This is a genomic window from Zobellella sp. An-6 (genome assembly GCF_052487945.1).
Genome location: NZ_CP199259.1, coordinates 721797 through 746635, shown reverse-complemented (window position 1 = coordinate 746635; position 24839 = coordinate 721797). Strand labels below are relative to the sequence as shown.

General features: G+C 64.5%; 26 protein-coding genes. 18 read left to right on the top strand and 8 right to left on the bottom strand.

Annotated features, from left to right (window positions below):
* Window positions 1-13: 13 nt before the first annotated feature.
* The 3 genes from ACT7DK_RS03375 to ACT7DK_RS03365 form a co-directional block, all read right to left on the bottom strand.
* A complete protein-coding gene (locus tag ACT7DK_RS03375; RefSeq protein ID WP_445396324.1) occupies window positions 14-388 on the bottom strand; it encodes a DUF6746 family protein in 375 nt (124 codons plus the stop codon).
* 196 nt (window positions 389-584) lie between these two features.
* Window positions 585-1901, bottom strand: a complete 1317-nt coding sequence (gene brnQ / locus ACT7DK_RS03370) for a branched-chain amino acid transport system II carrier protein (protein ID WP_445396322.1) — start codon at window positions 1899-1901, stop codon at window positions 585-587.
* A 152-nt stretch (window positions 1902-2053) separates the two neighbouring features.
* Entirely contained in the window at window positions 2054-2761 is a 708-nt protein-coding gene (locus ACT7DK_RS03365; protein ID WP_445396320.1) for a tRNA1(Val) (adenine(37)-N6)-methyltransferase, read from the bottom strand.
* Window positions 2762-2832: 71 nt separating this feature from the next.
* On the opposite strand from ACT7DK_RS03365, the gene srmB reads away from it, so the two are divergent.
* Window positions 2833-4125, top strand: a complete 1293-nt coding sequence (srmB, locus tag ACT7DK_RS03360; RefSeq protein WP_445396318.1) for an ATP-dependent RNA helicase SrmB — start codon at window positions 2833-2835, stop codon at window positions 4123-4125.
* A 322-nt stretch (window positions 4126-4447) separates the two neighbouring features.
* On the opposite strand, the gene yaaA is transcribed toward srmB, so the two are convergent.
* From yaaA to ACT7DK_RS03345, 3 genes are read right to left on the bottom strand one after another with little or no spacing between them, the layout of a single operon-like run.
* Window positions 4448-5221, bottom strand: a complete 774-nt coding sequence (gene yaaA / locus ACT7DK_RS03355; RefSeq protein WP_445396316.1) for a peroxide stress protein YaaA — start codon at window positions 5219-5221, stop codon at window positions 4448-4450.
* Between the two features lie 9 nt (window positions 5222-5230).
* Window positions 5231-6340 carry a PilT/PilU family type 4a pilus ATPase gene (locus tag ACT7DK_RS03350; RefSeq protein WP_445396314.1) on the bottom strand — a complete coding sequence of 370 codons (1110 nt, stop codon included), beginning with the start codon at window positions 6338-6340 and terminating at the stop codon, window positions 5231-5233.
* A 15-nt stretch (window positions 6341-6355) separates the two neighbouring features.
* The gene (locus ACT7DK_RS03345; protein WP_445396312.1) at window positions 6356-7390 is read right to left on the bottom strand and encodes a type IV pilus twitching motility protein PilT; all 1035 of its coding nucleotides are present in this window, start codon (window positions 7388-7390) and stop codon (window positions 6356-6358) included.
* A 30-nt stretch (window positions 7391-7420) separates the two neighbouring features.
* On the opposite strand from ACT7DK_RS03345, the gene ACT7DK_RS03340 reads away from it, so the two are divergent.
* The 10 genes from ACT7DK_RS03340 (at window position 7421) to mutT (ending at window position 13483) form a co-directional block, all read left to right on the top strand.
* Window positions 7421-8113: a YggS family pyridoxal phosphate-dependent enzyme gene (locus tag ACT7DK_RS03340; RefSeq protein WP_445396310.1), complete on the top strand. Its 693-nt coding sequence runs from the start codon at window positions 7421-7423 to the stop codon at window positions 8111-8113.
* A 10-nt stretch (window positions 8114-8123) separates the two neighbouring features.
* Complete coding sequence (gene proC, locus ACT7DK_RS03335; protein WP_445396308.1) at window positions 8124-8948, top strand: pyrroline-5-carboxylate reductase; 825 nt, start codon at window positions 8124-8126, stop codon at window positions 8946-8948.
* Between the two features lie 9 nt (window positions 8949-8957).
* A complete protein-coding gene (locus ACT7DK_RS03330) occupies window positions 8958-9509 on the top strand; it encodes a YggT family protein (RefSeq protein WP_445396306.1) in 552 nt (183 codons plus the stop codon).
* Window positions 9497-9808 (top strand): DUF167 family protein, encoded by a 312-nt coding sequence (locus tag ACT7DK_RS03325; RefSeq protein WP_445396304.1) that lies wholly within the window; start codon window positions 9497-9499, stop codon window positions 9806-9808. Before ACT7DK_RS03330 ends, ACT7DK_RS03325 begins: the two co-directional genes overlap by 13 nt.
* 36 nt (window positions 9809-9844) lie before the next feature.
* The gene (locus ACT7DK_RS03320; protein WP_445396302.1) at window positions 9845-10258 is read left to right on the top strand and encodes a DUF4426 domain-containing protein; all 414 of its coding nucleotides are present in this window, start codon (window positions 9845-9847) and stop codon (window positions 10256-10258) included.
* Between the two features lie 97 nt (window positions 10259-10355).
* Window positions 10356-10955 carry an RdgB/HAM1 family non-canonical purine NTP pyrophosphatase gene (gene rdgB, locus ACT7DK_RS03315; protein ID WP_445396300.1) on the top strand — a complete coding sequence of 200 codons (600 nt, stop codon included), beginning with the start codon at window positions 10356-10358 and terminating at the stop codon, window positions 10953-10955.
* Window positions 10955-12100, top strand: a complete 1146-nt coding sequence (hemW, locus tag ACT7DK_RS03310; RefSeq protein ID WP_445396297.1) for a radical SAM family heme chaperone HemW — start codon at window positions 10955-10957, stop codon at window positions 12098-12100. Before rdgB ends, hemW begins: the two co-directional genes overlap by 1 nt.
* Window positions 12101-12151: 51 nt before the next feature.
* Window positions 12152-12886, top strand: a complete 735-nt coding sequence (gene zapD, locus ACT7DK_RS03305) for a cell division protein ZapD (RefSeq protein ID WP_445396295.1) — start codon at window positions 12152-12154, stop codon at window positions 12884-12886.
* Window positions 12883-13074, top strand: coding sequence for a DNA gyrase inhibitor YacG (yacG, locus tag ACT7DK_RS03300; RefSeq protein ID WP_445396293.1), 192 nt, complete (start codon window positions 12883-12885; stop codon window positions 13072-13074). Before zapD ends, yacG begins: the two co-directional genes overlap by 4 nt.
* Window positions 13064-13483, top strand: a complete 420-nt coding sequence (mutT, locus tag ACT7DK_RS03295; RefSeq protein WP_445402261.1) for an 8-oxo-dGTP diphosphatase MutT — start codon at window positions 13064-13066, stop codon at window positions 13481-13483. Before yacG ends, mutT begins: the two co-directional genes overlap by 11 nt.
* A 54-nt stretch (window positions 13484-13537) precedes the next feature.
* On the opposite strand, the gene ACT7DK_RS03290 is transcribed toward mutT, so the two are convergent.
* Window positions 13538-14275 carry a FadR/GntR family transcriptional regulator gene (locus tag ACT7DK_RS03290; protein WP_445396291.1) on the bottom strand — a complete coding sequence of 246 codons (738 nt, stop codon included), beginning with the start codon at window positions 14273-14275 and terminating at the stop codon, window positions 13538-13540.
* Between the two features lie 266 nt (window positions 14276-14541).
* On the opposite strand from ACT7DK_RS03290, the gene ACT7DK_RS03285 reads away from it, so the two are divergent.
* From ACT7DK_RS03285 to ACT7DK_RS03255, 7 genes are all read left to right on the top strand, one after another.
* Window positions 14542-15513, top strand: a complete 972-nt coding sequence (locus ACT7DK_RS03285; RefSeq protein ID WP_445396289.1) for a TRAP transporter substrate-binding protein — start codon at window positions 14542-14544, stop codon at window positions 15511-15513.
* 3 nt (window positions 15514-15516) lie between these two features.
* Window positions 15517-16137, top strand: a complete 621-nt coding sequence (locus ACT7DK_RS03280) for a TRAP transporter small permease (protein WP_445396287.1) — start codon at window positions 15517-15519, stop codon at window positions 16135-16137.
* The gene (locus tag ACT7DK_RS03275) at window positions 16134-17420 is read left to right on the top strand and encodes a TRAP transporter large permease (protein WP_445396285.1); all 1287 of its coding nucleotides are present in this window, start codon (window positions 16134-16136) and stop codon (window positions 17418-17420) included. Before ACT7DK_RS03280 ends, ACT7DK_RS03275 begins: the two co-directional genes overlap by 4 nt.
* A gap of 2 nt (window positions 17421-17422) precedes the next feature.
* Window positions 17423-18448, top strand: coding sequence for a 4-hydroxythreonine-4-phosphate dehydrogenase PdxA (locus ACT7DK_RS03270; protein ID WP_445396283.1), 1026 nt, complete (start codon window positions 17423-17425; stop codon window positions 18446-18448).
* 119 nt (window positions 18449-18567) lie between these two features.
* A complete protein-coding gene (locus ACT7DK_RS03265; RefSeq protein ID WP_445396281.1) occupies window positions 18568-19740 on the top strand; it encodes an L-rhamnonate dehydratase in 1173 nt (390 codons plus the stop codon).
* A gap of 5 nt (window positions 19741-19745) precedes the next feature.
* Window positions 19746-20741 carry an AraD1 family protein gene (gene araD1 / locus ACT7DK_RS03260; protein ID WP_445396279.1) on the top strand — a complete coding sequence of 332 codons (996 nt, stop codon included), beginning with the start codon at window positions 19746-19748 and terminating at the stop codon, window positions 20739-20741.
* A gap of 9 nt (window positions 20742-20750) precedes the next feature.
* A complete protein-coding gene (locus tag ACT7DK_RS03255; RefSeq protein ID WP_445396277.1) occupies window positions 20751-22328 on the top strand; it encodes an aldehyde dehydrogenase (NADP(+)) in 1578 nt (525 codons plus the stop codon).
* A gap of 254 nt (window positions 22329-22582) precedes the next feature.
* On the opposite strand, the gene parC is transcribed toward ACT7DK_RS03255, so the two are convergent.
* On the bottom strand, window positions 22583-24832 hold the full coding sequence (gene parC, locus ACT7DK_RS03250) for a DNA topoisomerase IV subunit A (protein ID WP_445396275.1): 2250 nt from the start codon (window positions 24830-24832) through the stop codon (window positions 22583-22585).
* Between the last annotated feature and the right edge of the window lie 7 nt (window positions 24833-24839).

The following is a 24839-nucleotide window of genomic DNA, read 5'->3' as shown; positions in this document are numbered from 1 at the left end:
TAACAGGCACCGCTCAGGGGACCAGGGTGCGGGATACTGCCAGATAGGCCTCGCCCCTGTCCTTGACCACCAGCGGCTGGTTGCTCTCGGAGGCGACATGCACTTCCTCCAGGGTCTGTGCCAGGGCCGCGGTTTCCTCATTGATTTTGGCCAGGGCGTTTTCCAGGGTATAGGTGAGCTGGTGCACCTCGTTCAGGGCCGCCGGCGTCAGCTCTCCCGTCAGCAGTTCGGCCAGCCTGGTGTTGTACTCGGAGAAGTTGGCCACCGCCTGCTCCAGGGTCTCGGCGGGCTCCCCCTTGTAATGATCCGGCCGCGCATCGGCCTGCACATGGGCCGCCAGCAGCAGGGACAGGGCGGAGAATAAAGACAGCGGAAGGGATTTCATCATGGTGTCCTCGCAGGGTGGGTGGAATCGCAGCTTCAATGAAAACAATGATAATTATTACCACCTTTATTCCCGAGTGCTTGATACAGATCAACCCAGGCCCATTCTCTTGCTTCGGTCGCCCTTGCCCTGCACCGTAAAATGCAAAAAGGGGCGGCCGATGGCCGCCCCTTGAGGACGAGGGTCTTCACCTGGCCACTCAGGCCAGGGCTTCTTCCCGGGCCTTGCCCCCCACCAGGCCGAGCAGGACGGCGCCGAGGGTAGGCAGCACCCAGGCCATGCCGATCTCGAACATCGGCAGGAAGGTAAAGGCGCTCATGTTCAGGCCGGCGGCCTGCATACCGTCGATCAGGCCGAAGGCGAAGGCCACGGCGAGGATCAGGCGGAAGGCGAAGACCGGCGACTTCATCATCGGCTTGAGGTAAGTGGCCAGCACCAGGGCCACCGCCACCGGGTAGCAGGCCACCAGCACCGGCACCGACACGGCAATCAGGGTGCTCAGGCCCACGTTGGCCACCAGCATGCAGGCGGCGGCGTTGATCACCACCCAACCGCGGTAGCTGCCCTTGCCGGTAAGGCGGTGGAAGTAGTCGGCGCAGGAAGACACCAGACCCACGGCGGTGGTCAGGCAGGCCAGGGTGACGATGCCGGCCAGTATCCACAGGCCAGGGGTGCCGAACAGAGCCATCACATAGGCGCTGATGATCTCGCCGCCGTTACTGGCGGACTCCACCACCCCCAGGCTGGTGCCGCCCAGGATAAACAGCGACACATACACGAAGCCCAGGCCGGCGGCGGCGATCAGCGCCGCTATCATCAGATAGCGAGACTGGGCCCTAGTATCGGTCACTCCCTTCTGGCGCAGTACGTCCAGGATCAGCATGCCGAACATCAGGGCGGCGAAGGTATCCATGGTGTTATAGCCTTCGATAAAGCCCTTGACGAACGGCTGGTGCAGGTAGGCTTCGGCCACCTCGGGCTGGCTGCCCTGGGGACTGACGAATACCGCCACCGCCAGCGCCACCAGCAGCAGCAGCAGGATCGGGGTCAGGATCTTGCCCACCGCATCCAGCAACCGGCCCTGGTTGAGGGAAAGCAGCAGCACCAGGGCGAAGAACCCGATGGTATACAGGGTCAGGGTCGCCTGGCCGGGCTCACCGAGGAAGGGCTTCAGGCCCATCTCGTAGGCCACCAGGCCGGTACGGGGGGCGGCAAAAGCCGGACCTATGATGATGAAGATGGCGGTGGCCATGATGGTCACCACGGCGGCGGGCAGGTAACGGCCCATGGTGGGCAGGCCGCCACCAGCCAGGGCGGCGGCAATCAGGGTCACCAGCGGCAGGCCCACGGCGGTCAGCAGAAAGCCGAGCATGGCACTGCCCAGGTGTTCACCGGCGAGAAAGCCGGCCAGCGGCGGGAAGATGATGTTCCCGGCCCCCAAAAAGAAGGCGAAGGTCATAAAACCCAAGCCCATGATATCGAAGGTGGATAAGGATCTGTTCACAGCAAACCTCATTGCGGCTGTCCGCGCAGTACTGGTTTCGTATGGAAACCAAACAGGGTGACGATACGACCTGCTGCCAGTAAAGAGTTGTAAAATACTAAAAACCGGCGCATGTCGAGCTGGCGAGTAGCATAATGATGTGAAAATCATATTCAAGACGAAATTTACATCTTCAAATAGAAGGGCGAGACCATCTTCTTGTATATGTCGCCATACCCACCATTGTCAGTATTAATGACAATGTCATTAACAAAACTGCAGTGTTTGATCCTGCAAAAGTGCAATAAAAAACGCCCTGGACTTTTTCCTTCCCGAGTGACGACATTCCGCCTTTCGGTCAAATAAAAGCCACTTGACTCTGCCATCAGCATTGCCTCATCCAACGCCTGTACCGGCAAAACCAGGGATAATCCGCCATCTTCACAGAGCAATCGTTTGGTATGGGCGAACAGCTCGGCCAGGCTCAGGCTGCCGGTATGGCGGGCACTGGCCCGGGCCTGGCAGTCGAAGCGCTGGCCATGGCCGAAATAGGGCGGGTTGGACACGATCAGGTCGAAGGGCGTGGACTCGAACGTCTGCAGGGCGCCATGGACAATCCCGACCCGTTCCGGCCAGGGCGAGGCCGCCACGTTTTCCGCCGCCTGCGCGGCGGCGTCCCGGTCCAGCTCAAGCCCGGTGATCGTCACTCCGGGCTCACCGCGCTGGGCCAGCATCAGTGCCACCAGGCCGGAGCCGGTGCCCACGTCCAGGATGCGGCGGGCCCGTCCCAGCGGAGCCCAGGCTCCGAGCAGGATACCGTCGGTGCCGACTTTCATGGCGCACCTGTCGTGATTGATATGAAATTGCTTGAAGGTGAAACCGCGGCTGCTCATGACTTATCCTGACAGGTTTTTTTATCCGAGTTCGCCTATAATACCCGCCTTTTAGGCTGACGAGATCGATCATGAGCAGTATGAGCTTCGAGCAACTGGAACTGGATCCCATTCTGGTCCGCGCCCTGGCACGCATGGGCTATGCCAGACCCACCACCATTCAGAGCCAGGTCATCCCCGAAGCCATGAACGGACGGGACATCATGGCCTCGGCCCCCACCGGCACCGGCAAGACTGCCGCCTTCCTGTTGCCGGTCTGCCAGCACCTGCTGGATTTTCCCCGTCGCCAGGCCGGCCCGGCCCGGGCCCTGATCCTCACCCCCACCCGCGAGCTGGCCAAACAGATCGCCGATGACGCCAAGGCCCTGCTCAAGGATACCGGTCTGCGGGTAGAAACCATCACCGGCGGGGTGGACAGCGAAAAGCACCTGCCCGCCCTGACCAAGACCACCGACATAGTGGTGGCCACGCCGGGCCGGCTGCTGCAATACATAGAAGAAGAGTCCTTCGACAGCCGGGATATCGAGATCCTGATCCTGGACGAGGCGGATCGCATGCTGGACATGGGCTTCATCAATGACGTGGACCGCATCGCCGCCGAGGCCCGCTGGCGCCGCCAGACCATGCTGTTTTCCGCCACCCTGGAAGGCCGCGGCCTGATGAAGTTCGCCGCCGACATCCTCAAGGAGCCGGTAGCGCTGTCCGCCGAGCCGCCGCGCAGCGAACGCAAGAAGATCAACCAGTGGCTGCACCTGGCGGACAACGCCGAGCACAAGTTCGCCCTGCTGGTTCACCTGCTGCGCCAGCCGGACGCGAGCCGCAGCATCGTCTTCGTCAAGACCCGGGAGCGGTTGATGGAGCTGGCCAGCCGGCTGCAGCAGGAAGGGCTGGACAACGCCTGGCTGCGTGGCGAAATGGATCAGGACAAACGCTTCGAAGCGCTGCGCCGCTTTCGCAACGGCAAGGTCAACATCCTGGTGGCCACCGACGTGGCGGCCCGGGGTATCGACCTGCCCGAGGTCAGCCACGTGATCAACTTTGACATGCCGCGCACCGCCGACGTCTACGTGCACCGCATCGGCCGCACCGGCCGGGCCGGCCGCAAGGGCACCGCCATCAGCCTGGTGGAAGCCCACGACATGCCGATGGTGGTCAAGGTGGAGCGCTACACCGACCAGAAGCTAAAGCGCCGGGTCATCGACGCGCTGCGTCCCAAGCACAAGGAGGCGGCCGTCACGCCGCGCAAGAAGAAGGAAACGGACGCCAAGGGCAAGCAGGCGGAGCCGAAGAAGAAGGTGCGGCTGCGCGACCAGAAGGCCAAGGGCAAGCCCAAGTGGGCCAGAGAGAAAAAAGCCGGGCAGTAATCCCGCCTTGGCTATGCTGAAAGGAAACCAAGGAGGCATGGCCATGAGCACTCCCTTTATCGGCCGCGAGCGGCGCCGGGGACAACGCAGGCGGATCCTGGATCGGCGTGATCTGATACGCCAGCCACCGGCAGACCGGGATCGTCGAACCCGCCCGGGTCGGCGCCACAGCGATGCGATTCCAGCGGACGACGGATAAAAAAACCGGCCCATCGGGCCGGTTGAAAATGACAGAAATGAAGAGAAGAGAAATCAAAAAATTCAGTAGACACACCTAGTAAGAAAGTGGCCGGAACAAAAGGTTCCGGCCTTTTTTTATTTTTTATTGCTCTTCCCGCTTGAACACCAGTTCGGTCGGGCCGGACTCGGCTTCCACGAAGTAATAGCCGGCGGAATTGAAGGCGGTGAGCTGGCTGACCTCGGTCAGCCGGTGCTCGATGATATAACGGGCCATCATGCCCCTCGCCTTCTTGGCGTAGAAGCTGATCACCTTGTACTGGCCATTCTTGCGGTCCTTGAACACCGGGGTGACGATCTGCCCCTCCAGCCTCTTCGGTCTCACCGCCTTGAAGTATTCGCTGGATGCCAGGTTGATCAGCACGTTATCACCCTGCTCCGCCAGGGCCTGATTGAGCTTGTCGGTGATGATGTCGCCCCAGAACTGGTACAGATCCCGCCCCCGCCCGTTGTCGAGCCGGGTGCCCATTTCCAGCCGGTAGGGCTGCATCAGATCCAATGGCCGCAGCACCCCGTAAAGGCCGGACAGCATGCGCAGGTGGCGCTGGGCGAAGGCGAAATCGTCCGCGCTCAGGGTGTCGGCGTCCAGCCCGGTATAGACGTCCCCCTTGAACGCCAGTATCGCCTGCTTGGCGTTGGCCGGGCTGAAGTCCGGTTGCCAGTCGGCGAAGCGGGCGGCGTTCAGGCCGGCCAGCTTGTCACTGATACTCATCAGCTTGCCGATCTCGGCCGGACTCAGCCGGCGCGCTCTGGTGATCAGTTCGGCGGCATGATCCAGCAGCTCGGGCAGGCTGTACTCGGCAAGTACCGGCGGGGTGTCGTAATCCAGGGTCTTGGCGGGGGAAACCACTATCAGCATGAGGGTCCTCTAAGATTCTATCGTCACATTGTCGAGCAGGCCCGCATCCAGCCCGCCGCCGCCGTGCAGCTTGATCATCAGCCGCAGATCGTTGGGCGAGTCGGCGTAGGCCAGGGCTTCGGTGTAGCCTATATGCTGCTGGGTATAGAGGTCAAACAAGGCCTGATCGAAGGTCTGCATGCCGAGCTCCCGGGATTTGGCCATGACCTCCTTCAACCGGTGCACCTCGCCCTTGCGGATCAGGTCCGCCACCAGGGGACTGTTGAGCAGTATCTCGAAAGCCCCCCTGCGGTGCGAGCCGTCCCGGGTGGGGATCAGTTGCTGGGCCACTATCGCCCTGAGGTTGAACGACAGATCGAACAACAGTTGACGGTGCTTGCTTTCCGGTACCAGGTGCATGATCCGGTCCAGCGCCTGGTTGGCGTTGTTGGCGTGCAGGGTGGCCATGCACAGGTGGCCGGTCTCGGCGAAGGACAGGGCGAAGCCCATGGTCTCCTCGGAGCGGATCTCGCCGATCAGGATGACGTCCGGCGCCTGGCGCAGCGAGCTTTTCAGGGCGGCATCGAAGGACTCGGTATCGATGCCCACCTCCCGCTGGGTGACGATCGACCGCCCATGCGCATGCAGATATTCCACCGGATCCTCTATGGTGAGGATATGGCCGTCCGCATGGCGGTTGCGGTGGCCTATCATGGCGGCCTGGGTGGTGGACTTGCCGGTGCCGGTGCCGCCCACGAACAGCACCAGGCCGCGCTTGGCCATGGCGACCTCCCGCAGTATCTCGGGCAGGTAGAGCTCCTCGAAGGTGGGGATGCGGCTTTCGATGCGCCGGATGACCATGCCCGCCTTTTCCTGCTGCCAGAAGGCGCTCACCCGGAAACGGCCGGACTGTTCGTCGCTGATGGCGAAGTTGGCCTCCCTGTGGCGATGAAAGCGCTGCCGCCAGTCGTCGTTCATGCAGGACTCCACCAGCGCCAGGGCCTGGGCCTCGGTCAACGGCGCCGTCCCCAGCGGCAACAACCGGCCCTGCACCTTGAGGGTGGGCGCTATGCCCGCCGAGATATACAGGTCCGAGGCTCGTTGCGACTGCATGGCCTCGAGAAAAGGAGTCAGCTCCATGTTCACCTCCGGTTATCAGATATTCTGGGGATCCACCGCCTTGGCACGGGCATCCACCGGCGCCACCATGCCGCGGCCGACCAACTGCTTGAGACACTGATCCATGGTCTGCATGCCATGGGCCATGCCGGTCTGGATCATCGAATACATCTGGGCCACCTTGTCCTCCCGGATCAGGTTGCGGATCGCCGGGGTCCCCAACATGATCTCATGGGCGGCGATGCGGCCACCGCTCACCTTCTTGAGCAGGTTTTGGGAGATCACCGCCCGCAGGGACTCGGACAGCATGGAGCGCACCATGTCCTTCTCGGCGCCGGGAAAAACGTCGATGATACGGTCTATGGTCTTGGCCGCCGAGGAAGTGTGCAGGGTGCCGAACACCAGGTGGCCGGTTTCGGCGGCGGTGAGCGCCAGGCGAATGGTCTCCAGATCCCGCAACTCGCCGACCAGGATGACATCGGGATCTTCCCGCAGCGCCGAGCGCAGGGCGTTGCTGAAGGAATGGGTATCACGGTGCACTTCCCGCTGGTTGACCAGGCACTTTTTGTTGCCGTGCACGAATTCGATGGGGTCCTCTATGGTGAGGATGTGCTTGTTGAAGCTCTCGTTGATGTGATCGATCATCGCCGCCAGGGTGGTGGATTTGCCCGAACCGGTGGGGCCGGTGACCAGCACCAGGCCGCGGGGATATTCGGCGATGCGTCGGAAGCTATCCGGCGCTCCCAACTGCTCCAGACTCCATACCTCACTCGGGATCACGCGAAAGGCCGCCGCCGCGCCGCGGGACTGATGGTAGGCGTTCACCCGGAAACGGGCCAGGCCCGGCAGTTCGAAGGAAAAATCGACTTCGAAGTTTTCTTCCAGCTCCTTGCGCTGGCGATCGTTCATGATGTCGTACACCAGACGATGCACATCACGGTGCTCCAACAGCGGCAGGTTGATCTTGCGGACATCACCGTCCACCCGGATCAGCGGCGGCACTCCCGCCGACAGGTGCAGATCCGAGGCATTATGCTTTACACTAAACGCCAATAATTCCGTAATATCCATAAGAAATCCCTGTCGCCCTTGGTTATATATATGAATACTATCGTACAGCACCTGCAACTGGTTCACGACAGAATTACCGCCGCCGCCACCGCCTGTGGCCGCCGAGAGCACGATATCCAGCTGTTGGCGGTCAGCAAGACCAAACCCGCCGCCGATGTGCAGGCCGCCTACGCCGCCGGCCAACGCCAGTTTGGCGAAAATTATGTGCAGGAAGCCGTCGATAAAATAAAGGCGCTGAAAACCACCTGTCCGGATATTTGCTGGCACCTGATCGGCCCGCTGCAGTCCAACAAGAGCCGGCTGGTAGCCGAGCATTTCGACTGGGTGCAGACGGTGGACCGCCTCAAAATAGCCCAGCGGCTCAGCGATCAACGCCCGGTCCATATGCGTCCTCTCAATATCTGCCTGCAGGTGAACGTCAGCGGCGAAGCCAGCAAGTCCGGCCTGCTCCCGGCGCAGGTGGAGGCCCTGGCGGAGCAGGTGACTGAGTTGCCGGGTCTGCGCCTGCGTGGTTTGATGGCGATTCCCGAAGCGACCGGAGATCGGGAAAAGCTCGGGGCACAATTGCTAGAGTTGAAGCAACTCTTTGATAGAATGGCGGAAAAGCACCCCCAACTGGACACCCTGTCGATGGGGATGAGCAACGATTTGGAACTCGCAGTGGCCTGTGGCAGTACCCTGGTAAGGGTTGGCACGGCTATATTTGGCTCTCGCAACCCTTGAGTGATCATTGATGGAACACAGAAAACTCGCCTTTATCGGCGCGGGCAACATGTCCCGCAGCCTGATCGCCGGACTGATCAAGTCGGGGTACCCGGCCGATCTGATCCTGGCCGCCAACCCTTCCCGTCCCAAGCTGGATGCCCTCGCTGCCGAATTCGGCATCCGCACCACTCAGGACAACCTGGAAGCCGCCGGCTGGGCCCAGGCCCTGGTGCTGGCGGTCAAACCCCAGATGATGGCCGCCATGCTGGCGGAGCTGGTGCAGGCGGGCGCCGACTTCAAAGGCAAACTGCTGATTTCCATTGCCGCCGGTCTCTGCGTGGCCCGGCTGGAGCAGATGGCCGGCGGGCATGACAACCTCATCCGTACCATGCCCAATACCCCCTCCCTGCTGGGCCTGGGGATGACCGGCCTCTACGCCAGGTCTCATGTAAGCCAGTCCGATCGGGACTACTGCAGCCAGATGATGGCGGCGGTGGGCAAGATCCTGTGGGTGGCCGAGGAAGACGGCATCAATCAGGTGATCGCCGCCGCGGGCAGCGCCCCGGCCTATTTCTTCCTCTTTATGGAGGCCATGGCGGCGGAGGCCGAAAAACAGGGTTTTTCCGCCGATGAAGCCCGTCTGCTGGTGCAGCAGACCGCCCTGGGTGCCGCCCAGATGGTCGCCGCCAACCCCGGGCTGTCCCTGGCCGAGCTCCGTGCCCAGGTTACCTCCAAGGGCGGCACCACCGCCGCGGCCATTCGCCATTTCCAGGAGCAGGGATTGGAGCAGTTGGTGGCCGAGGCCATGGCCGCCGCCGTGGCCCGTGCCCGGGAACTGGAAACCCTGCTCTAAGGAACAATAATGAACACAGCCTATTACCTGATTAATACCCTTTTCGATCTTTACCTCATGGTGGTGCTGTTGCGCATCTGGCTGCAGTGGGTACGGGCGGACTTCTACAATCCATTCAGCCAGTTCGTGGTCAAGGCCACCAATCCGGTACTGACCCCGTTGCGCCGGGCCGTGCCCGGTTTCTTCGGCATCGATTTCGCCGCCGTGGTGCTGGCGGTGCTGGTGGCCACCGCCAAGCTGATGTTGTTCAAGGCCATGAACCTGCTCTACGCCGACTGGAGCACAGTGGTGCTGGTGGGACTGATCACAGTGCTGAAGAAGGCCGGGGTCATGCTGTTCTGGATCCTGATCGTTCGCGCCTTGATGAGCTGGGTCAGCCAGGGCCGCAGCCAGATAGAATACGTGCTGCACCAACTGACCGAGCCGCTGCTCGCCCCGCTGCGCCGCATCATACCGCCCATGGGCGGTCTGGACCTGTCGATACTGGTGGCCTTTATCGCCCTGCAGGCGCTGAACTGGCTGCTGGGGGATCTGATTGGCCCGCTGTGGTGGCAACTGTGACCCAGGCGGTCCGGCTGGAGCAGGACAGGCTCTATCTCAGCCTGTACCTGCAACCCAAGGCCAGCCGGGATCAGTTCCTCGGCCTGCATGGCGACGAACTCCGGCTGGCCATCACGGCCCCGCCGGTGGATGGCCAGGCCAATGCTTACCTGCAGAGATGGCTGGCCAAACAGTGCCGGGTGCCCAAGTCCCGGGTGGTGCTGCTTTCCGGCGAGACCAGCCGCCACAAAAAGCTGATGGTCGAATCCCCCCGGGAAATCCCGCCGGCACTGGCGGAACTCCTGGCCAACCCGGCCTAAACTAACAATAACGTTCTTCGCCCATAAGGATCCGCCATGATCAAAGTCATCCTCTCAGCCCTGGCACTGATGTTCGCCTCCCAGCTCTCCGGTGCGGAAACCCGGGTCGGCAACTGGACGGTGCATTACAGCGCCTTCGCCTCCACCTTTCTCACGCCGGAAGTGGCGCGCAGCTACAACATCGAGCGCAGCCGCTTCAATGGCCTGGTCAACATAGCGGTGGCCGACGCCGCCGGCAACACCCAGGAGGTGAGCCTCAGCGGCGAAGGCAAGACCCTGCTCGGCACGGTGCGCAAGCTGAACTTCCAGACGGTGCGAGAAGGCGACTCCATCTACTACATCGCCGAATATCCCTACCGCAACGAAGACAATGTCCTGTTCACCATCGATATTCAGGGTGCGCAACAGGGCGGCCAGTTCTCCTTCCGCCATACCTTCTATACCGATTGACCCTCGGGAGGCCTGCGCCGCAGGCCTCCGCCACGGGATCGAACTCCCGTCCCCGTGTTATCATGGCCGCCCACGGTATCCTGACAGGAACACATAGGTGAGCAAACAGATTGTCCTGGCCTCCGGCAACGCCAAGAAAGTTGCCGAACTGCAAAGCCTGCTCGGTGGTCTGGGCATGAGGGTGGTGCCCCAGAATGAATTCGGCGTCATGGATGCCGAGGAAACCGGCACCACCTTCGTGGAAAACGCCATCATCAAGGCCAGGCACGCGGCACGCACAACCGGCCTGCCCGCCATCGCCGACGATTCCGGCCTGACGGTGGACGCCCTCGACGGCCGCCCCGGGGTCTATTCCGCCCGCTTCGCCGGCCCCGCCGCCACCGACGAGCAAAATGTGGTACGGCTGCTGGCCGATCTGGAAGGACTGCCCAGCGGCCTTCGCAAAGCCACCTTCTGGTGCGTGCTGGTCTACCTGCGCCACGCCGAGGATCCCACCCCCCTCATCTGTACCGGCCACTGGACCGGCGCCATCGCCGAGGCCCCCCGGGGTGACGGCGGCTTCGGCTACGATCCCGTCTTTCTGCTGCCCGAGGCCGGCAGGACCGCCGCCGAACTGAGTCCGGAAGAAAAGAACCGCCTGAGCCACCGAGGCCAGGCCCTGCGCCAGCTGCTGAGCCAGTTGCAAGAGGAAGCCTGATGCTGCAGCTGCCACCGCTCAGCCTTTATGTGCACATTCCCTGGTGCGTGCAGAAGTGCCCCTACTGCGACTTCAACTCCCACGCCCTGAAGGACACCATCCCCGAACAGGCCTATGTAGACGCCCTGCTCGACGACCTGGGCCAGGACCTGCACCTGGCCCAGGGGCGGCGGCTGCACAGCATCTTTATCGGCGGCGGTACCCCCAGCCTGCTCAGCCCCGAGGCCATCGCCCGGCTGCTGACCGGCATAGGGCGGCTCCTCCCCTTCGAGGAGGACATGGAAATCACCCTGGAAGCCAACCCGGGCACGGTAGAAGCCGGTCGCTTCCGGGGCTTTCGGGAAGCCGGTGTCAACCGCATCTCCATCGGCGTGCAGAGCTTCCAGCCGGACCAGCTCGCCCGTCTGGGCCGCATCCACGATCCGGAGCAGGCCCGCTTCGCCGCCCGTGAAGCGGCCGGAGTGGGACTCAGGACCTTCAACCTGGACCTGATGCACGGCCTGCCCGAACAGCGTCTGGAAGACGCCCTCCAGGATCTGGAGCAGGCGCTCTCGCTGGCGCCGCCGCACCTGTCCTGGTACCAGCTCACCATAGAGCCCAATACGCCCTTCGCCTCGCGCCCGCCGGCCCTGCCGGAAGACGAGGTGCTGGCCGATATCTACGAGCAAGGCCACGCCCTGTTGCTGGCCCGGGGCTACCGCCAGTACGAGGTGTCCGCCTATGCCAGGCCCGGCCATGAGGCCAGGCACAACCTCAACTACTGGCGCTTCGGCGACTACCTTGGCATCGGCTGCGGCGCCCACGGCAAGATCACCCTGCCGCTCGAGGGCAAGCTGGTGCGCACCGTCAAGGTCAAACATCCCAAAGGCTACCTGGAGCCGGGACGCCCTTATCTGGATCAGTACTGGCCCATAGCGCCGCAGGATCTGTCGCTGGAATACTTCATGAACCGGCTGCGTCTGTTCGAACCCATTCCCAGGGACGAATTCTGCCGGCTGACCGGCCTTGCCCCGGAGCGGCTCGCCGCCCCGCTGTCGGAGGCGATGCGGCTGGAATTGCTGATCGAAGACGAACAACATTGGCGGGTGACCCCGCTGGGGCGCCGCTTCCTGAACCGGCTGCTCGATTTGTTTATTGGCGACTGATGCGGGTAAACTTGCCGTTATTATCGCCGTCACTCTGCAGGCCGAAGCCTTATGTCATCACTGGTTTATGAATTTCCGCTCAACGAGAAGTGCCGCAATTACCTGCGCCTGAACGAACTCTTGCAGCAAATCCGCCTGTGCCGGGAGCTCTCGGCCAACGGCCAGGCCACCGCCCTGTTCAAGGCGCTGCTGGATATCATGGAACTCTTGGAACGCTGCGATATCCGCAGCGACCTGGCCAAGGATCTGGAAGCCCAACGGGGCAAGCTGGCCGCCTGGTCCCAGGTGCCGGGGGTGGACGCCGCCGCCCTGTCCCAACTGGAGAGCCAGCTGGAGCAATTCAGCCAGCAACTGCCCCGGGCGGCCCGCCTGGGCCAACTGCTGCGGGAGGACAAGCTGCTCGCCGCCGTGCGCAGCCGTTTCGCCATTCCCGGCGGCCTCTGCCCCTTCGACGTCCCCCAGCTGCACTACTGGCTGCACCTGCCGGCGGCGCGCCAGCAGCAGGATATCGACGGCTGGCTGGCCCAGTTGCAACTGCTGCAGCAAGGGCTGGAGCTGCTGCTGACCCTGTGGCGGGAAGCCGGCCAGTATCGCGCCCAGCAGGCGATGAGCGGCTTCTTCCAGGACAGCGCCGAGCTCACCGAAATGATCCGCCTGCGCCTGCCGGCCGAGCTCGCCGTCTATCCGGTGGTCAGCGGCAACAAATACCGCTTCACCATCCGCTTTATGCCGGTCGGCAACACCGAGATCGGCAATATCGACTTCGAACTGGCCAACATCAAATGAGCACCATCATCACAGTCCCCTGTCCCACCTGCGGTACCGCCGTGGAATGGGGCGAACAGAGCCCCTACCGCCCCTTCTGCAGCAAGCGCTGCCAGTTGATCGATCTCGGCGAATGGGCCGACGAGGAAAAGCGCATTCCCGGCGATCCCGCCTGGCTGCCGGAGCAGGACGATGAAAATGAATACTGAGGCCGGCCTGAAGAAAAGCGTGCTGGTGGCGGTGGGCGTGATCGAGAACGGCGCCGGCGACATCTTTATCTGTCGGCGTGGCGAGAGCCAACACCAGGCCTTCAAGTGGGAATTTCCCGGCGGCAAGGTGGAAGCCGGCGAGACCGTGCCCCAGGCCCTTGCCCGGGAGCTGGAAGAGGAGATCGGCATCCGGGTGGCGAGCTGCCAACCCTTTATGCGCATCGAGCACGACTACGGCGACAAGCAGGTGATCCTGGATATCCGCAAGGTCACCGCCTTCGAGGGCGAAGCCCACGGCCGCGAAGGCCAGCCCAGCCGCTGGGTGCCTATCCCTGAGCTGCACCGCTACGACTTTCCCGCCGCCAACGCCCCCATAGTGGAAAAACTGCAGGTACAAGCCGAAGGCTAGAAGCTGGAAGCTGGAAGCTGGAAGCAATATCCCCCCACTCCCGGGCCGGCCTGTTCAGCCCGGCATTTTCTCCCGGGTGGTGCTGTAGACGCTGGTCAGGTGGCCGAGCATGGCCTGCTCGGCGGCGTCTTCGTCCCCCCGGGCCAGGGCCTCGACGATCTGGCAGTGCTCGCCATAGCTGCGGGCGATGGCGCCCGGCTCCAGCATGACGCTGCGGCGGATATTGAGCCCGTAGGAATACAGCTCCTCCGAATACTTGAGCAGCAGCTCGTTGCCCGCGTATTCGGCGATCAGCTTGTGGAAGCTCTTGTCCGACAGCTGGAAGTGCACCGGGTTGTCGAACATCTCCGCCTGGGCGTCCAGCATCCTGCGCAGCTTGTCGAGCCCGGCCTGGTCGATGCGCACCGCCGCCTTGCGGGCGATGGCCGCCTCGATCAGGCTGCGGCTCTCGAACACGGTGTCGATATCGTAATTGTTGACGCCAATCGGGCTCATATGGGAATAGCTGTCGTGGAAACGCGCCAGTTGAGCCTCTCCCGCATTGATCCGGGTCTTGCTGCCGTGGGACACCGAGATCAGGCCGTAGGCCGCCACCAGCCGCAGCGCGCCACGCACCGTTTCCCGGCTCACCCCGAACAGCTGGGACAGCTCCCGCTCACTCGGCAACACGTCGTTGTCGCGCAGCAGACCGGTAACGATCATCTCGATGATCTTTTCCGCCAGAATGTCTTTCTTGGTCTTGTTTTCCAGGGTCTGCTCAAAGGCAAACACCGTCTCCTGTGCCGTACTCATGGGCGCCTCCAACAGCCAAACTGGACTAAATATTAGACCACTAGAATGGCCATAGCAAGATATCACAGATTTTCACAAACAAAATCAAAACATCACGACACAAAAGATTAACAAAGCAGCTTGACACTTCACCGCGCGGCTGACTAAATTAAACGCCAACTGGTACGGTAAACCAACCAGCATACCAGTTAAGCTTTTCAAGCGAACGAGAGTAGGACACGCCTCCCTGCCGGGCCGCCCCCGCAGGAACCACAAGGAACCATGCCATGTTTAAGAAACTGCTTACCGCCTCCGCCCTGACCCTGGCGCTGACCGCCCCCCAGGCCCACGCCGAGAAAATCGTCTTCGCCATCGGCGGCAGCCCGCAGAGCCTGCAGGGACAAACCGCCAAGCTGTTCGCCGACAAGCTGCAGGAACGGCTCGGCGACGCCCACCAGGTGGAGTACTACGACAGCGCCCAGCTCGGCGACGAGCGCCAGCTGGTACAGAAGATGCGCCTGGGCACCGTGAACCTGGCAGCCATCTCCTCCATCATGTCGTCCATCTCCGACGATTTCGCGCTGTTCGATCTGCCCTTCCTGGTACAGGACAGGGAGCACCTGCTGAAGATCGACGAGCAGATAGTGATGACCGAGCTGGCCGCCTCTGCCGAGGCCCGCGGCCTCAAGGTGCTGTCCACCTGGGAGAACGGCTTTCGCCAGATCACCAACAACGACAGACCCATCACCACCCCTGAGGATCTGAAAGGCCTCAAGATCCGTACCCCCCAGAGCGAATGGCGCACCATGATGTTCACCCAGTGGGGCTCCAACCCGACGCCCATGGCCTTCTCCGAAGTCTTTGTCGGCCTGCAGACCGGGGTGGTGGACGGCCAGGAAAACCCGCTCACCAACATCGAGGGCGCCAAGCTCAACGAGGTGCAGAAATACCTGTCGATGACCGACCACGTCTATTCCCCGATCTGGCTGATCGCGGGCATGGACGGCTGGAACAAGCTGCCGGCAGAGGTGCAGGCCGCCATTCGTGAGACCGCCCGGGAAGCCCAGCAGTGGTCGCTGGACGAAGGCGAGCGGATGGATAAGGACTTGATCGAGGCCTTTGCCGCCGCCGGCATGCAGGTGAACCACGCCGACAAGGCCGCCTTCATGGCCGCCAGCCAGCCGGTGTACGACCGCTTCGCCGAACAGGTCGGCAACGGCAAGCAACTGGTCGACAAGGCCATCGCCCTGGGGAACTAAACCATGCCACGAACCCTGACCCAAGGTGCCGCCCCGGCGGCACCCCATCAGCCCCAAGGCGCCGCCATGACCTCCTTGCTCCGTGCCCTGAAAACCTGGCTCGAACGGGGGCTGGAAGTGTTCACCATCGGCCTGCTGCTGGCCCTGACCACCATAGTGGTGGCGGCGGTGTTCTTCCGCGCCGTCGGCAGCTCCATCGTCTGGTATGACGAGGTGGCCTCCATCGGCCTGGCCTGGCTCAGCTTCTACGGCGCCAGCCTGGCCGCGCTCAAGCGGGCGCACATGGGCTTTCCCGGCCTGGTCACCGCCGCCCCCCTGGCGCTGCGCAGCCTGCTGTTCGTGCTGAGCGAAGTCATCGTGATCGGCTTTTTCGCCATCATGGGCTGGTTCGGCTACCAGGTACTGGAGGTCCTGGCCTGGGACAGCCTGGTGTCCCTGCCCGGCGTCGGCATGGACTTTACCCAGTCGGTCATTCCGGTCAGCGCCGTCCTCTTCATCCTGTGCGAGCTGGTCAGCCTGCCCGCCGCCTGGCAGAAGATGCGCAGCGGCATCGACCCCGAACACGAAGCCATCGACGAAGCCATTCGCCAGGCCGAGCAAGATCTGAAGGAGAGCAAGTCATGATGTTGCTGATTGTGATACTGGCGTTGTTCGCCCTGGTGCTGATCAACGTGCCCATCGCCGTGGCCATCGGCGTGGTGGCGGTGGTCGGCGTCTGGTTCACCATGGGCTGGGACGCCCTGGTCAACGCCCCCCTCACCCTGTTCAACGGCGCCACCAGCTTTCCGCTGATCGCCATTCCGCTGTTCATCTTCGCCGGCGCCCTGATGAACACCTCGGGCCTGTCCAAGCGGTTGATCAACCTGGTCAGTGCCGTGGTCGGCTTCGTGCGCGGCGGCCTGGCCATGGTCAACGTGGGGGTGTCCCTGTTCTTCGCCGAGATCTCCGGCTCGGCGGTGGCGGACGTGGCCGCGACCGGTTCCATCCTTATCCCCGAGATGAAGAAGCGCAAGTACAACAAGAACTTCGCCGCCGCCATCACCTCGTCTTCCGCCTCGCTGGCGATCATCATACCGCCCTCGATCCCGATGATCCTCTACGGCGCCATCTCCAACACCTCGGTGATCAAGCTGTTCGTGGCCGGCGTGGTACCGGGCCTGCTCGGCGCCGCCATGCTGGCCGGCTTCTGCTACTACTACGCGGTGAAGTACGACCTGCCCCGGGAAGAGGCCTTCTCCCTGAGCCGGCTGGGCAAGGCCTTCAGGGAAGCCTTCTGGGCGCTGCTGCTGCCGGTGATCATCCTCGGCGGCATCTTCGGCGGCTTCGTCACCGCCACCGAGGGCGCGGGCATCGCCGTGCTGGCGGCCATCGTCATCGGCGGCTGCATCTACCGGGAGTTCAACCTGCAACTGCTGTACCGGGCGGTACTCGACGGCGTGGTGCAGACCTCGGTGGTGATGCTGCTGGTGGCCACCTCCGCCATCCTCGGCCTCTTCCTCACCGAGATGCAGCTGCCGCAGCAGCTGGCCCGCCAGATCCTGGCCATCACCTCCGAGCCGGTGCTGGTCCTGGCCCTGCTCAACATGCTGCTGCTGCTGCTCGGCATGTTCCTGCACGGGGCCGCCGCCATCATACTGGTGGTGCCCATCGTGATGCCGCTGGTGCAGCAGATCGGCATCGACCCCATCCACTTCGGCATCATCGTCACCCTCAACCTGGCCATCGGCCAGCAGACCCCGCCGGTCGCCTCGGTGCTGGCCACCTCCTGCTCCATCGCCAAGGCGGACATGTGGGACGTGACCCGGGTCAACCTGCCGATGATCCTGGTGCTCTTCCTCATCCTGATGCTGGTGACCTATGTGCCCTTTATCCCCATGGGCCTGGTCGAATACATGTACGGAGCCTGAACATGACTGAACTGAAACCCGTAGTGGCCCTGACCCTGGGCGATGCCGCCGGCATCGGCGCCGAACTGATCGCCAGGCTGCTGGCCGAGCCCGGCGTCGGCGAGCAGGCCCGCATCGTGCTGGTGGCCGACGAATGGCAGTGGCAGCAGGGCCAGCAACTGGCCGGCACCGACCACCGGCTGCCGGTGGTGGCCCGCGTCGAGGAGGTCCACCAGCACCCGGGGCCGGTGCTGCTGAAGGTGGACACCCTGGCGCCGGCGCAGGCCCGTTACGCCGAGGTGAGCGGGGCCTGCGGCGCCTCCACCCTGGAGATACTGCGGCTGTGCCTGGACGCCGCCCAGGCCGGCGAGGTGGACGCCATCTGCTTCGCGCCGCTCAACAAGCACGCCATGAAGCTGGGCGGGCTCCAGCACGAGGACGAGCTGCACTTCTTCGCGGAATACCTGGGGGTGGAGGGCTACTTCTGCGAGTTCAACACCCTGGGGCACCTGTGGACCTCGCGCATCTCCTCCCATGTGCCGCTGAAGGACGCGGCACGGTATGTGACCAGGGAACGCATCGTCGCGGCCAGCAAGTTGATCCATGAAGCCCTGCTCCTCGCCGGCTTCGAATCGCCCCGGGTGGCGGTGGCCGCCTTCAACCCCCATGCCGGCGAAGGCGGCACCTGCGGCCGGGAGGAGATCGACGTCATCGCCCCGGCGGTGGCCCAGTGCCAGGCCGAGGGCTACCCGGTGAGCGGCCCCTACCCGGCGGACACCCTGTTCATCCGCGCCCGGGACGGCGACTTCGACGCCGTGGTCACCATGTACCACGACCAGGGCCAGATCGCCATCAAGCTGCTCGGCTTTTCCCAGGGGGTGACGGTGCAGGGCGGCCTGCCCATCCCCATCACCACCCCGGCCCACGGCACCGCCTTCGACATCGCCGGCCAGGGCAAGGCCCGGGTGGGGCCGACCCGCAACGCCTTCGACATCGCCTGCCGCATGGGGCTGGCCAGGCGGCAACGGACCCTGGCCGCCACCGGCTAAGGCACAGCACGGCTAACAAAGAGACGGCGCGGGCCCGGGAACGGACCCGTACGGGCAAGACTTGCCCGAACAAATTCGCAAAAAATATTCAAGCAATTGTTTTATAAGGAATTAACTATATGAAAATCACCAATGTACGCGCCCGGGTATTCGAATGGAAAGGCCACACCGTGCCGCCCCAGCCCCACTTCTGCTCCAACGCCATGGATCTGCTGTGGGACAAGGGCGACTCCATGGGCACCTTCCGCTTCCACGGCTGGACGGTGGTGGAAGTGGAGACCGACGACGGCCTGGTGGGCATCGGCAACGTGGCCCTGGCGCCGCGCATCGCCAAGACGATCATCGACCAGTACCTGACCCCCCTGGTGCTGGGCCACGACCCCTTCGACTACGAATACCTGTGGCAGCGCATGTACCGCTCCACCCACGCCTGGGGTCGCAAGGGCGTGGCCATGGCCGCCATTTCCGCCATCGACATCGCGCTCTGGGATCTGATGGGCAAGGCCACCGGCCGGCCGGTGTTCAAGCTGCTGGGCGGCCGCACCAAGGAGAAGATCCCCTGCTACGCCTCCAAGCTCTACCGCACCGACCTCGGCGAAATGCAGGCCGAGGCCCAGCGCTACCTGGACCAGGGCTTCACGTCCATGAAAATGCGCTTCGGCTACGGCCCCAAGGACGGCCCCGAGGGCATGCGCAAGAACCTGGACAGCGTGGCGGCGGTACGCGAGGTGATAGGGCCGGATGTGGACCTGATGCTGGAGTGCTACATGGGCTGGAACCTGGAGTACGCCAAACGCATGCTGCCGAAGCTGGAGCGGTTCGAGCCGCGCTGGCTGGAAGAGCCGGTACTCGCCGACGACATCGACGGCTACGCCGAGCTGAACCGGCTGACCTCCATTCCCATCTCAGGCGGCGAGCACGAGTTCACCAGCCACGGCTTCCGCCAGTTGCTCGACAAGCGGGCGGTGTCGGTGATCCAGTACGACACCAACCGGGTCGGTGGCATCACGGCGGCGCACAAGATCAACGCCCTGGCGGAAGTGTATGGGGTGCCGGTGATCCCCCACGCCGGCCAGATGCACAACTACCACCTGACCATGTCCACCCTGGCCTCGCCCATGTCCGAATACTTCCCGGTGCACGAGGTCGAGGTGGGCAACGAGCTGTTCTACTACATCTTCGAGGGCGACCCCACGCCGGAAAACGGCTTTATCGACCTCGACGAGCACAAGCCCGGCCTGGGACTCAGCCTGTCCCAGCGTTACCTCGACCAGTTCAACATCGTGGAGTGAAGGCCATGCGTTTGATCCAATTTGAGCACCAGGGCCGGCTGGCCGTCGGCCTGGTGGAAGACGAGCAACACATCCGCCTGATCGAGCTGGGCGGCGGCACCTACCAGCTGGCCCGGGACGCCCTGGCCCATGGCCGTTCCCTGGCGGAGGAAGCCCTGCTGCGCGCCGGCGACACCCGTCTCGACTACGAGCAGCTGGTGCGCGAAGGCCGGCTGCGGGTGCCCCTCTGCCACCCGGATCCGGCCCACTGCCTGGTTACCGGCACCGGCCTGACCCACCTGGGCAGCGCCGACACCCGCGCCGCCATGCACGCCAGGCTGGCGGCCGGGGAGGAGCCGCTCACCGACTCGATGAAGATGTTCAAGCTGGGGCTGGACGGCGGCAAGCCCGCCGCCGGCACCGAAGGGGCCCAGCCCGAGTGGTTCTACAAGGGCGACGGCGGCATCCTGGTACATCCGGAGGCGCCGCTGCCGGTGCCCGCCTTCGCCCGGGACGCGGGAGAAGAGCCGGAGCTGGTGGGGCTCTACCTTATCGACGAGCAGGGCCGGCCCTGGCGCCTGGGCTACGCGGTGGGCAACGAGTTCTCCGATCACGTCACCGAAAAGGCCAACTACCTGTGGCTGGCCCACTCCAAGCTGCGCGCCTGCAGCTTCGGTCCCGAGCTGCTGCTGGATCCGCTGCCCGCCCGGCTCGAGGGCGAGAGCCGGATCCTGCGCGACGGCGAGCTGTTGTGGCAGAAGCCCTTCGTCACCGGCGAGGAGAACATGGCCCACAGCTTCGCCAACCTGGAGCACCACCACTTCAAGTACGCCCAGTTCCGCCGCCCCGGCGACGTGCACGTGCACTTCTTCGGCACCTCGACCCTAAGCTTCGGCGACGGCATCCAGACCCGGGACGGCGATCGGTTCGAGATCCAGTTGCCCGCCTTCGGCCGCCCGCTGCGCAACCCCCTGGCCTGGCAGCGGGAAGCGCCGCTCGCCACCGTCCACCACTGGAACTGAGGAACAGACATGACCCTGACCGCACAACTGCTGCTGGCCGGCCACCCGGTGGCCGGCGAGGGCGAGCCCATTCACGGCATCAACCCGGCCACCAATGAACGGCTTTCACCCGGCTATGCCGGCGCCAGCCCGGCCCAGGTGGCCGAGGCCTGCGCCCTGGCCGAGGCCGCCTTCGAGCCCTACCGCCACCGCCCCCCGGCGGCCCGCGCCGCCTTTCTGGAGGCCATCGCCGCACAGATACTGGCGTTGGGCGATGCCCTTATCGACCGTGCCATGCTGGAGACCGGCCTGCCCAGGGCCCGGCTCGAAGGGGAGCGGGGCCGCACCATCGGCCAGTTGCGGCTGTTCGCCGAGGTGGTGCGCGCCGGCGACTGGCTGGGAATCCGCATCGACCCCGCCCAGCCGCAGCGTTCGCCCCTGTCCCGCGCCGATCTGCGGTTGCAGCACCTTCCCCTGGGACCGGTGGCGGTGTTCGGCGCCAGCAACTTCCCGCTGGCGTTTTCGGTGGCCGGCGGCGACACCGCCTCGGCCCTGGCCGCCGGCTGTCCGGTGGTGGTCAAGGCCCACTCGGCCCACCCGGGCACCTCCGAGTTGGTGGGCCGGGCGGTGGCGGCGGCGGCCCGGGAGAGCGGCATGCCGGCAGGGGTATTCTCCCTGCTCTACGGCAGCGGCAACAGTGTCGGCCAGGCGTTGGTGGCGAGTCCGCGCATCAAGGCGGTGGGCTTCACCGGCTCCCGCCAGGGCGGCCAGGCGCTGCTCGCCACCGCCCAGGCCAGGCCCGAGCCCATCCCCGTCTATGCGGAGATGAGCAGCATCAACCCGGTGCTGCTGCTGCCCGCCGCCCTGGCCGCCCGCCCCGAGGCCCTGGCCGCGGGCTTTGCCGGCTCGCTTCAGCTCGGCGCCGGCCAGTTCTGCACCAACCCCGGCCTGCTGCTGGGCCTGGAAGGCCCGGCGCTGGAGCGCTTCGCCGGGCTGGCCGCCGAGGCGCTGGCCCGGGCCGAGCCCCAGACCATGCTGACCCCCGGCATCCACCAGGCCTACGAGGAGGGTGTAGCGGCCCTGGCCCGGGCCGAAGGGGTCGACACCCTGGCCACCGGCCTGGCCGCCCGGGGCCCCCACGGCTGCCGGCCACGGCTGTTCCGCACCAGCGCCACGCACTTCCTGGCGGATAAGCAACTGCAACAGGAGGTGTTCGGCGCCAGCGCCCTGCTGGTGAGCTGCCGGGACGAAACCGAGCTGGTGGCGGTGCTCGATGCGCTGGAAGGACAGCTCACCGCCACGGTACAGATGGACGACCGGGACGGCGCCCTGGCCCGGCGGCTGCTGCCGCGGCTGGAGCGCAAGGCCGGTCGGGTGCTGTTCAATGGTTTTCCCACCGGGGTCGAGGTGTGCCACGCCATGGTGCACGGCGGCCCCTGGCCGGCCACCTCCGACGGCCGCACCACCTCGGTCGGCTCGGCGGCGATACAGCGCTTCCTGCGCCCGGTCTGCTACCAGGACTGCCCGCCCGCCCTGCTGCCCGAGGCGCTGCAGGACGACAACCCCTGGCACCTGCGCCGCCTGCAGGACGGACGCTACTCCTCCTGAAACAACAAGGCCCGATTGCTCGGGCCTTCAGACTGACTTAAACAGGCAACGCTGATGCCAGAACAGGCGGACAAAGGGAGCGGCTCAGCCGACCGTCACAGGGGCGAGCTTGCCTCGCCTTGACGAGGTATTTCAGCCTGACCGAACATCCAGTGAATGTTCGCAGCAGGCTGAAACGGCGAGTGTCAGTTCCTGAAGCATGAAGCGGGGGCAACATAAGCCTCCCGCTTCCAGCCTCAAGCTTCGGGCTTAAGTCAGGCTTCCAGCTCGATGCCGTCCACCCGTTGCAGGCCCCTGGGCAGCAGGGCGCCGCGGCGGCCGCGCTCGCCCTGGTAGTGCTCGAGATCGGCGGGCTTGAGGGTCAGCTTGCGCTTGCCGGCGTGCAGGGTGACGCTGGCGCCTTGCGGCACCACCACCAGTTGCTTGATGAAATCCTCCCGGGCCTGCACCTTGGCGGAAGGGATGCCGATCAGCTTGTTGCCCTTGCCCTTGGCCAGCAGCGGCAGGTCTTTCAGCGGGAACAGCAGCATGCGCCCCTCGTTGGTGATGGCCATGCACAGGTCGCTGTCCAGGCTGCCGATGGCGGCGGGCTTGAGCACCCGGCCGCCCTCCGGCACCGAGAGCAGGGCCTTGCCGTTCTTGTTGCGGCTGACCATGTCGCCATAGCGGCAGACGAAGCCGTAGCCGGCGTCGGAGGCCAGCAGGAAGAGGCTGTCGTCCTCCCCCATCAGCACGAAGCTGGCCTGCTCGCCCGGGCTCAGGCTGCAGCGGCCGGTCAGCGGCTCGCCCTGGCCCCGGGCCGAGGGCAGGCTGTGGGCATCCAGGCCGTAGGCCCGGCCGATATTGGACAGGAACACCGCCATCTGGTTGCTGCGTCCCGGGGCGGCATCGAGGAAGCCGTCACCGGCCTTGTAGCTCAAGGCCCCGCCATCCACCTCGTGCCCCTTGGCGGCACGGATCCAGCCCTTCTCGGACAGCACCACGGTCACCGGCTCGCTCGGCACCAGCTCCTTCTCGCTCAGGGCCCTGGCCTCTTCCCGCTCCACCAGCGGCGAGAGCCGTTCGTCGCCGTATTTCTCGGCGTCGGCCAGGATTTCCTTCTTCAGCAGGGTGCTGAGCCGGCGTTCGGAGCCCAGGATCTGGGCCAGCCGGTCGCGTTCGGCGGCCAGTTCGTCCTGTTCGCCGCGGATCTTCATTTCTTCCAGTCTGGCCAGGTGGCGCAGCTTCAGCTCGAGGATGGCTTCGGCCTGGGTCTCGGTCAGATCGAAGCGCGCCATCAGTACCGGCTTGGGCTCGTCCTCGGTGCGGATGATGTGGATCACCTCGTCGATATTGAGGAAGGCGACCAGCAGGCCGGCCAGGATGTGCAGCCGGGCCTCGACCTTGTCCAGCCGGTATTGCAGCCGGTTGCGCACCGTTTCGCGGCGAAAGCGCAGCCATTCGCCCAGGATCAGATCCAGGCTCTTCACCTGGGGACGGTTGTCCAGGCCCAGCATGTTGAGGTTGACCCGGTAGTTCTTCTCCAGATCCGTGCTGGCGAACAGGTGCTGCATCAGCTGCTCCACGTCCACCCGGTTGGAGCGGGGGATGATCACCAGCCGGGTCGGGTTTTCATGATCCGACTCGTCGCGCAGATCCGCCACCATGGGCAGCTTCTTGGCCTGCATCTGGCCAGCGATCTGCTCCAGGATCTTGCCGCCGCTGGCCTGGTGCGGCAGGGCGGTGATGACGATGTCGCCCTGCTCCAGCTGGTAGACGGCGCGCATTTTGATGCTGCCCTTGCCGGTTTCGTAGATCTTCCGGATCTCGGCCCTGGGGGTGATGATCTCGGCCCGGGTGGGGTAATCGGGCCCGGCCACATGCTCCATCAGCTCACTCACCGTCGCCTGGGGGTGGTCCAGCAGGTGCACGCAGGCGTTGGCCACTTCCCGCACGTTGTGGGGCGGGATGTCGGTGGCCATGCCCACGGCGATGCCGGTGACCCCGTTCAGCAGGATGTGCGGCAGCCGGGCCGGCAGCATGCGCGGCTCCTTCAGGGTGCCGTCGAAGTTGGGGATCCACTCCACCGTGCCCTGGCCCAGCTCGGACAGCAGCAACTCGGAAAAGCGCGACAGCCGCGCCTCGGTATAGCGCATGGCGGCGAAAGACTTGGGATCGTCCGGCGCGCCCCAGTTGCCCTGGCCGTCCACCAGCGGGTAGCGGTAGGAGAAGGGCTGGGCCATCAGCACCATGGCCTCGTAACAGGCGGAGTCGCCATGGGGGTGGTATTTACCCAGCACGTCGCCCACGGTACGGGCGGATTTCTTGTGCTTGGACAGGGCCGACAGGCCCAGCTCGCTCATGGCGTAGATGATGCGGCGCTGCACCGGCTTGAGGCCGTCGCCGATATGGGGCAGGGCCCGGTCCATGATCACGTACATGGAGTAGTTGAGGTAGGCCTGCTCGGTGAAGGTGTGCAGCGGCAGGCGCTCCACCCCTTCCATGGTAAAGTCGTTGTTGCTCATTCTCTCG